Genomic DNA, 3,917 nt, shown 5'->3' with positions numbered 1-3,917 from the left:
CGCTACTACGCCTACACCGGCGACGGCACGGTGCAGCTGCGCCGCAGCGGCACCATCACCGACGCCGGGGCGTTCCAGCAGGACGGCACGGGGGTCCGTGACAACACGCTGTTCGTGCACGCCGCCGGCCAGCAGCAGGCGCAATTGCGCGAAGGCGGGCACGTCCGCCTGGCCAGCGGCTACGCCTACGACAGCCCGCTGCTGCAATCGCTCAACGGCGCCTGGCGCTACCAGGCCGGCGGCGGCAAGATCGCCGTGCAAAGCGGCGATTCACTGAAGAGCCTGGCGCAGCGTGTCTACGGCAACGCCAACCTGTGGTACGTGCTGGCCGACGCCAATGGGCTGAGTGACCCGGACGACCCGCTGACCGCCGGCACCCAGCTCAACGCCCCGAGCGTGGACGTCAACAAGAACGACGCCGGCACGTTCAAGCCGTACAACCCGAGCGAGGCGATCGGCAGCACCACGCCGAGCCTGCCGTATATCCCGCCGCCGCCGAAGAACAGCTGCAGCACGCTGGCGATCGTGTTGATGGTGGTAGTGGCGGTCGCGGTGGCGGTGTTCACCGCGGGTGCTGCAACCGCCGCGATCGGAGCAGCAGCTCAGGCGGGCGGCACTGCTTTGGCTTCGGTCGCGACTGCCACCACAGTGGCTGGCGTCGCGACGACGACCACCACGTTGACAGCGTTGGGTGCTGTCACTGTCGGTGCGGCGGCTGGTGCGGCTGGTGCATTGGCGGGACAGGTGCTAGGCAGCGTGATGGGGGTCAGCACATTTAGCTGGCGCAACGTTGCGGCGGGCGCCATCACAGGTGCCATCACCGGTGGTATAGCCCAGGGCCTTGGCTCTGTTGGCGAGGCAATGACGCAAGGAGGATTCGCGGGGTTCACTAAAGCGGCCGGGTTGGCCGTTACCAATGCAGGCGCCAACTATGCTGGGCAGAAGTTGGCGGGTGTGGACACCAGCTTTAGCTGGAAGAGTATCGCTGCGAGTGCAGTGACTAGCTTGGTAACTGCCAAGGTAGCGCCCAAGGTCGTCGACAAGCTGAACCTGAAGACAGATTTTTCGAATAGGTTTGCTTACGGAGCGACAGGTGGTGTGGTGAGCGCTGCTGTGCGTTCGTCGTTCGGCGAGACGTTGCACAACTCGGATTACCTGAGTGTCGTTGCAGATGCTTTTGGCAATGCGTTGGGGAACGCGGCCGTTCGACGCATCGGCACGTGGCAGGTGAATCGTGCAGCCGAACGTGCATCGGTCCAAAGCGGGATGCCGTCCTTGTTCGATCCGAATTACAAGCCGGGCTGGTTGTATGACGATGGAATAGGCGCGCAGGCTATGGGTGGCGTGGACTCGATTTCGTCGGTGACCAGCGGACTGATTACCATTCCTGCGAGTGGCGATGTGCCGCGAGGGAGCAGCGGGGACAGACGGAGTCGCATTGATGCCATCAATTCACTGACACCGAACTCGGAGCCGTTGCCTTACGACATCAGCGACGCTGAATTGAGGGGTTGGGAAGCAACGTATGCCTCGGCTTTGGTGGGAGGCGTGAATTCCGATCTCCCAACATTGGCGACCGTTGAGGTAATTGGGCACAGAGATGTAGCCGCCTCTTGGATGAACGCTTACGGAGCTGGTGGTGTTATCGGTCCGGCTTGGCGCATGTCAGGTGTCAGCGATGCGCCACGTCCTGCTCCGGGCTTCGATCGTTTCGGGCGGCGCATTCCTGCGTGGGCTGGCGGCACGGCCACGTCGCAGAGTGCGTCCGAACGCGCGGCGCTTTACTACGGCGGTCGCTTCGTCAAGGGTGCGGCAAGCGTGGTCACCGAGCCGCTCTTCATGCTCGGCGACTTGGCGCGCATTCCTTACAGCGTGTATCAGACAGAAAGGACCGGGGAGCTCCATGAGATCGACATGTGGAGTTCGGTCGGGAAGGCCGCTGAGAGCGGTGCGACCACATGGGATTTGCTGCCGCGTGCCGTACTTGGCTCAAATCCTTTCACCGGCGTGGGTGTGTTTAGCTTCGACATGACAACGGCCGCGCTCAATGGCGATTGGGGCGGATTTGCTGAAGGGTTGGGTGGAGTCGCGGGTGGTTTTGCAATCAGCGCTGGTGGTCAGCGCTGGGCAGCACCGCAGCCAGGTGCCGAACTGGGCCTTATGCGCGTCAGAACCGCAAATGATCTTCCCAGCACTGTGACTGGGTTAGCGGATTTGCCGGGACGCGAAGTGGTCAATTTCAAAGGCACGCCTCAACCGACAGAGATCGGCGATGCCTCTCTGTACAGAGTGTTCGACACGCTCGATCCACAGACGCGTGGCGCGCAACCGAACGGAGGTTACTGGAGCCTGTCGCCGTATGGGAGTGAGGCGGCATGGCGCAGTGGTGCGGCAGTACAAGGGAATTGGAATGCTGGCTTGTACCAAGGAACGTGGATGCCGACACGGCAATCGGCTTGGGGCGGCTTTGCTGCGCCGCAAGCGATAGACGGGTTCTCGACTACAAGATGGGGCTTCAAATTTGGCTGGATCAATCGAGGTGGTGACTATCAACTCTATGTGCCGAATTCGCGAGCCACGATCCAGCCGGCACAAGTGATCGTACAATCTGCACCGTGGTGGAAACGATGAAAAACAATCCTCGATTGCAGCCGTGGCTTGAACTGGCGGACGAATTGGATGAGTTCGCCAGTTTCATGCATGCGGCAGACTTGGCTCCTAGAAGAGCGACAAGGGATGGGCCCGGAGAATTTCTTGACGTTGGCGCAGAAACGGCCAATCGCATGCGCGCTATCGCAAAGAAGCGTTGGACTTGGTTTAGTTGCCAGCGTGACAGAATGCAAGGAGAAGTCAGGGCGAAGCTTCACACCTTCCATCGCTGGGTGTCAGAAGGGTTCTTCTATGGTAGCGAGGGAACCGAAGCATGGCGGGAGATGATGGATCGCATAGACCGCATCGAACGCAGGCTAGATGCGCTATCCGCAGCCTGAGCTGCGAAGGTTATGGGGTCACATCAGACAGGGCAGGTACACGTTCTGAGCCTGACTCACGCGACTCGGCTTAACCGCTGGGCGGTTCAAGCCGAAGCCGCTTCGTCGCTCCGTTGAAGTGGCGTCGCGACCGGATGCGAACAGCACAAGCGGCAGCAATAGCCACATAACAGGGGTCAGGTTCATTTTCCCGGCGCCAGCGCGGTCAACCTGGCGATCAACGCCAGCAGTGGCACCATCAGCGGCACCCTTGAGCGGATGGTGGCCGGCGAACAGTCTTTCGGCAGTTATCGGGTCAAGATCGTCGCCAAGGACCCCAGCGGCGCCGCGGTCGAGGGTGTTTTCACCAGCACGATAAAAACCCCGCCCACCGCGCCCACCATCGATAACCAGTACGTCAAGGAAGAACTGAGCTTCACCAAGACCCTGCCGGCCTTCGGCGACATCAACGGCCACGCGCTCAGCTACAGCCTGTCGGGCCTGCCCGGTGGCGTGGTGTTCAACGCCTCCACCCGGGTGATCAGCGGCAAGCCGACGGTGCCGGGAAATTACACGCTGACCTATACCGCCAACGATNCGGCCACGCGCTCAGCTACAGCCTGTCGGGCCTGCCCGGTGGCGTGGTGTTCAACGCCTCCACCCGGGTGATCAGCGGCAAGCCGACGGTGCCGGGAAATTACACGCTGACCTATACCGCCAACGATGGCTACGGCGGCGTGACCGCCAAGACGTTCACCCTGGTGGTGCAGGCCAATACCCGCCCGACCGCACCGGCCATTCCGAACCAGTCCATCACCAAGGGCCAGGCCTGGAGCTACTACGTCCCGGCGTTCAGTGACCCCAACAACGACGCGCTGACCTACACCGCCAGCGGCCTGCCGGCCGGGCTGGGCTTCACCGCCAGCAACCGGCGCATCAGCGGCACCC

General features: G+C 62.1%; 4 protein-coding genes. All 4 read left to right on the top strand.

The window, feature by feature from the left end:
* Window positions 1–2,631 (top strand): LysM peptidoglycan-binding domain-containing protein (locus tag SNE34_RS14720; protein WP_332618373.1); only part of this gene is annotated, 2,631 nt, incomplete at its 5' end.
* Window positions 2,628–2,990, top strand: coding sequence for a hypothetical protein (locus SNE34_RS14715; protein ID WP_332618372.1), 363 nt, complete (start codon window positions 2,628–2,630; stop codon window positions 2,988–2,990). The genes SNE34_RS14720 and SNE34_RS14715, both read left to right, overlap by 4 nt.
* Window positions 2,991–3,248: 258 nt before the next feature.
* Window positions 3,249–3,638, top strand: coding sequence for a putative Ig domain-containing protein (locus tag SNE34_RS14710; RefSeq protein ID WP_332618371.1), 390 nt, complete (start codon window positions 3,249–3,251; stop codon window positions 3,636–3,638).
* Window positions 3,614–3,917: putative Ig domain-containing protein (locus SNE34_RS14705; RefSeq protein ID WP_332618370.1), on the top strand; the 304-nt coding region annotated here is incomplete at its 3' end. The genes SNE34_RS14710 and SNE34_RS14705, both read left to right, overlap by 25 nt.

It is taken from the genome of Novilysobacter erysipheiresistens, from assembly GCF_036663935.1.
GTDB lineage: Bacteria > Pseudomonadota > Gammaproteobacteria > Xanthomonadales > Xanthomonadaceae > Novilysobacter > Novilysobacter erysipheiresistens.
The sequence above is the reverse complement of the archived record's forward strand: the minus strand, read 5'-3'. Positions and strand labels throughout refer to the sequence as shown.

Coding starts and splice junctions, on each gene's coding strand:
- SNE34_RS14715 (WP_332618372.1), top strand. CDS start 2,628: ATGAAAAACAATCCTCGATTGCAGCCGTGGCTTGAACTGGCGGACGAA.